Source organism: Methylobacterium sp. Leaf456, assembly GCF_001425465.1.
GTDB lineage: Bacteria > Pseudomonadota > Alphaproteobacteria > Rhizobiales > Beijerinckiaceae > Methylobacterium.
Map to the genome: position 1 here is coordinate 1 of NZ_LMQV01000030.1, position 4,773 is coordinate 4,773.

Here is a 4,773-nt window from a genome sequence, read left to right on the forward strand (position 1 = left end):
GGACTGGATGGGAGCATGACGTGAGCTGCCGGGGGACTGGATGGGAGCATGACGTGAGCTGCCGGGGGGTGGGTCCCAATTGGACGCCGATCAGCCCTTCAGCCGGGTTCTTTTTCCACGCCGCTTCTCACTTCGAGCCGCTCGCGAAGATGGAAGTTGGCTGGGAGTCCTGGCGCCCCAGCCAACTTCTAGCCCAAGTCATTCAGATCATTCAGCGTCTCGCCCCGCCGTCCTGCGGAGCGAGCCGGTTGCTATAATCCGCTGCTACAAAGCCCGCCTGTGAAGATTCCTGGCTTGGCGCACGGTCTACGGCTGGTTTCGGCGCTGGGTAGAGAAGGGCCTGTTCGAGATCCTGATGCGGGCACTGGCGCGCGGCCAGCGACGCGGCTGCGGGCGACGCGCCACGCCGACCCTCGCGATCATCGATACTCAGAGCGTCAAGTGCCTCAGCGTGCGCGGGCCCCGCGGCTACGACGGCGCCAAGAAGGTCGTCGGCCGTTCCTTCGACAAGCTCAGGATGAGGACGCGTCATGGTGGTCGATGCCGAGGGGTACATCCTGGCGCTGGCCGTGGTCCCGGCCGACGTGCAGGACTGCGACACGCTGCCGACACTGGACGAGAGCAAACCGCTCTGGCCGAGCCTGCGCTTGGCCATTCTCGACGGCGCCTTCCGGGCCAAGCGCTGCGAGGAGTGGTGCAACGTCCAGGCGTGAGGTTCTGCAGCCGGATGACCGGCCCCGACAGGTCGACGAGCCCACCCTTGGCGAAGCTGTTCTCGGCCAGCCGGCTCTGCAGCGCCTGGTAGCTGTAGAGACCGCGCCGTGTGTCCAGCAAGAACTCAGGGGTGCCGCCGAGGGCGAAGCCGAGGCCGCGCGTGTTGCCCTGCAGGACATCGTTCAGGATGCGCAGGATCTGCTCGAAGTTCTGATTTCGCGCTTGCGCGCTCTGCAGCTTGTAGAGATTAACCAATTCGTCGAAGACCACGAACAGGCCCCCATACCCGGCGAGCCGGACGAAGGTGGCCAGCAGATTGAGCGCATCGTAGACGTTGCCATCATCGACGATGGTCCGGACGCCGAGCGCTTGGCGGGCTTCGGTACGGGTCGAGAACTCGCCGCGCAGCCAGCGCAGGGCTGCCGCCTTGAGGCCCTCGTCACCCTCCTCGCTGCTGCGCCAGTAGGCCTTGAGCACGACCGCGTAATCGAAACCGCCGACCTCGTCCTGCAGCGGAGCGAGCTTGCGGTCGATGACCCGCTCGACGGCTTCGCCGTGCTGCTGGGCTTCCTTGACCGCATCGGTTACGAATCGTTCGACCACGCTGCCGAGCGCGCCGCCGTCCGGCTTGGTTCGGGTGGCCATGTTGCGGACGGCCTCCGCGTAGAGCCCGCGCGCCTGTCCCGCGCTCGCGTGGATGCGGCGATCGGGGGCAAGGTCCGCGTGGATGGTGACGAGCTTGCGCTCCAGCGCGATCAAGCGGACCAAGTTCAAAAAGAACGTCTTCCCGGCCCCGTACTCGCCGATCACGAAGCGGATGGCGGCACCGCCGTCGGCGATCCTGTCGATGTCCCGCACCAGGGCGCCGATTTCGGCGGCACGCCCCACCTGAATGTGACGCAGGCCCGCCCGCGGCACGACACCGGCGGCCAGAGCCTGCACGATTGCATCGCGGTCGCGGGGGCGAATGAGGTTGTTCGTCTGCATCGGTCAGGCGGCGGCTTTGATCGGGGGGAGCTGGTCGCGAAGATGGGCGGCGATGGTGAGGTCGTCGTCCCCCTCAAGCAAGGCCTCGCCCAGCTGGTCGAACGCCCACTCGTTGATGGTCTCCACCGCGCCGTCGGGTAGCAGCTTCCGGGACCGGGCTTCTTGGTCGAAAGTCTCGCGGGAGAACGATCCTCGCGCCAGCAGGTGGGCGAGCAGTTCCGCGTGGGCCGGGTCGAGTCCTGCGAAGACCTCCTCGTTGGGCGGGTTCATGCTCGCGGCGGCGGGCGCGACCGCCGCTCCCACCGGAGGGGGGTGCCCAGAGACAGGCGCTTCGGCAGCGTCCTCGACGAAGATGTCGGAGAGCAGGCTCGAGACGGCCTGGGTTTCCCGCCTGATCCGTTCGAGCCGGGAGACGTCGATCGCCACCACATTGCTCGTCCCGTGAGGTCGATCATCCGGATGAGCCGCGGTGCCGGCATCCGATGCGTCCGGCAGACGCTGCGATACGTCGGCGGCAGTGCGATGGATTGCGGTATAGATGCCCTCGACCGGCAACGACAGCGCCTTGTGCAGCCGTTCGAGAAACGTCACCTCCGCGGGCGCGGCGTAGCCATCTGCCATCACCGCGGCGAGAGCGGCCCGCGAACACGCCTCGCGCTCGACGAGCGGGCGGCCAGCCAGCCGCTTGAGCACCGCCTGCTGCTTGGGTGGATCGAGTTGGAGCGACAGCGCGTAGGCGATGAGGCGAGCCCGCTCGGCCGCGCTCAGCGTGGTCGCGGTGCGAAGACTGACCAGGACCGCTTCGATCTCCTCGCGGGCGATGGTCCCATCCGAGGCGGCTGCGAGGCAGTTGATCTCGATAAGGCCACGGAACTGCAAGTACGCCGCACGGCCTGGATCGACCGGAGCCCCGTCGGAGGCCCGGAACGTCCAAACTCTTGCATCGGCATCGAGCAGCGGACCGCCGTAGCGGCGATCCGGCTCGAACCCGACATCAAGGCGATCGAGGATCTGGCAGAGCTGTGCCATGACGCCCTGGGGTACGCGCCCGGCACACGGTAGCGGCAACTCCGCGAGGCCGAACAGATCGGCGAGCGGAACCGATGCCGCGACCTGCCCTGCGAAGAATGTCTCGACGCGCGCGCGCGAGACTGCCCAGGCGGACCCGGACTCCGAGACGTCCCGCGGCAGCAAGAGAGCGGCCTGGAGGCTCGAGCTTTCCTCAGGCCGTTTGCCGACGAAGCGGCTGAACGCATCGAGTTCCGTCGTGCAGACCTCGACGAGCTCGCGCAGCTTCTTCACCGGCGCAGAGATTGCGCCGATATCCGGGAGGTTCTCATGGATTCCCTTGAGCGGCACCTCGAAGGTGCTGCTCGCGGCCCGGTAGATCACCTTGATACGTCCCTTGGGGGCGCTGACCTTGAGACCATTCGGGAATTTGGCAACGTAGCGCAGCCGCCAGAGGGCCTGAAACTCCTCCGGACACCGCGTCACAGGCGTGCGGAAACTACGGTCCGGAAGCGCGGCCAGCCAGAGCAGCGCGTCGTCGGCATCGAACGGCTGCGCGCTCGCAAGCTTTTGGCCGAGCCAGATCCTTACGTCGAGAGGTAGTTCATATCCGTAGGTCGTTGAGTCGAGAACGATCTCGGGGCGGATTGCCGGCTGTCCCAGCCTTGTGAGCCGGACTCCTTGGAGAAAGCGTTCGGCGTAGCCTCGGAAAGAGTGCTGGCTCCCGTACAGTCCCAACAGGCGTTCGACCTCTGCCGCGAGCTTGGTTCCGTCGCTGAGCACGCCTTCCTTGAAGAAGCGGAACTCGAGCCCGTAGAAGAAGAGGAACACGAGGCCGATTTCGGCAGATGGATCGCAGCGATCCGAGGCCAACCATTCGAGGTAGGCGCGGCGGTTGGCAGGACTGATCGCATCGTACCGCGACCAATAGGTCATCCCGTGCGTCGATCCGGCACCAGCGCGCGCTACCGGAAGGGTTGGGTCGATCAGACAGTTTTCGTTCGCCCACCGGTTTCCACCCAGAGTCTCGCCCATGTAGATCATGCCGGAGCCGATGGTGAGCCCTTTGATCGCGACGGCCTCAACGGGCGGGATCCAGCGGGCTTGTCGTCCGATCGCAGGGGTTCCCTCCCGGGCGGACGGGATCGGTTCGCGCCGTGTCTCCACGATGGCGGAGATCCGAAATTCGGGTTCGGGCATGATTGCCGCTGAATTGGTGACGATCGGAGCTACGGAGGCGAGGCGGCCAAAGTCAGGGACCTGTGTCGATGATCCGGAGAATGCAGTTGGGCGTGGCGGCGGCGACTGGGATACGTTCATAGGGAGCGATGTCGCAGCCGAGGTCGGGGCCTGTGCTGCTAGGTTAGGCGGACCGACGTTATCTGATTCGGTGCGTTTACAACTGATAACCCAAGTGACGCCGGCCGCTCCGAGCGCCATGAAAAGGAACGGCCAATAGTCGCGGACGATCTGAGCAGCGCTGGTCAACAAGGCGAAAGCCAATCCAGCCAAGATCATCCAGCCGTCGCCCTGATTGATTTTCGTTCTCCGCCGCCGTGCCATGAAGTGCCCCATCACCCCACACCATTGCGCTGGGCAGCCGAGCAGCATTACGCGCTACTGTGCCTGCAACCCGAAGTTAAAACGCAGCTAACCAGCCAGCGATGTCCATCGTCAAGTTGCGAAGGGCGTAGACGGGGAGCCTTGCGAGCGGAATGCCCAGCCGCCCGGCCTGCCGCTTCGCGATGCGCATCTACGCGGAACACCGCCGGTCGAGCGCGCTGACGCGACGCTGAGTTTTTTGGAATTCGCTGCCCTCCCCTCCCCCTCGCAACGGCCGCCGGCCGTCCTCTTTTCAGCACCCCGTCGTGGCGAGGCGGAGCCGAAGCAATCCAGGGCTCCGCATTTGCTGAGGGGGCGCGCCGCCGATGACAGTGTGGCCGAAGGGGTGGAGCCTTCTCGAACAGTGCCGAACGGCAAAAAGCCCCGTGCGGTAGCACGGGGCTTTTGGTCTGGCGTGTGTCTGTGATGTTGGTTGCGGGGGCTGGATTTGAACCAGCGACC

General features: G+C 65.7%; 2 protein-coding genes and 1 pseudogene. 1 reads left to right on the top strand and 2 read right to left on the bottom strand.

Translation table 11 applies throughout. The features are described from left to right. The first annotated feature begins 530 nt into the window (after positions 1-530). Positions 531-713: a hypothetical protein gene (locus tag ASG52_RS28665; protein ID WP_353612493.1), complete on the top strand. Its 183-nt coding sequence runs from the start codon at positions 531-533 to the stop codon at positions 711-713. Here the strand turns inward: ASG52_RS28665 and ASG52_RS15530 are convergent. Together ASG52_RS15530 and ASG52_RS15535 are read right to left on the bottom strand one after the other, a co-directional pair. After that, positions 706-1,701 (bottom strand): annotated as a pseudogene (locus tag ASG52_RS15530) (ATP-binding protein); the annotation flags it as partial. The gene ASG52_RS28665 and the pseudogene ASG52_RS15530 sit on opposite strands and share 8 nt — an antisense overlap. Before the next feature lie 3 nt (positions 1,702-1,704). Then, on the bottom strand, positions 1,705-3,909 hold the full coding sequence (locus ASG52_RS15535; protein WP_056244939.1) for a tellurite resistance TerB family protein: 2,205 nt from the start codon (positions 3,907-3,909) through the stop codon (positions 1,705-1,707). Between the last annotated feature and the right edge of the window lie 864 nt (positions 3,910-4,773).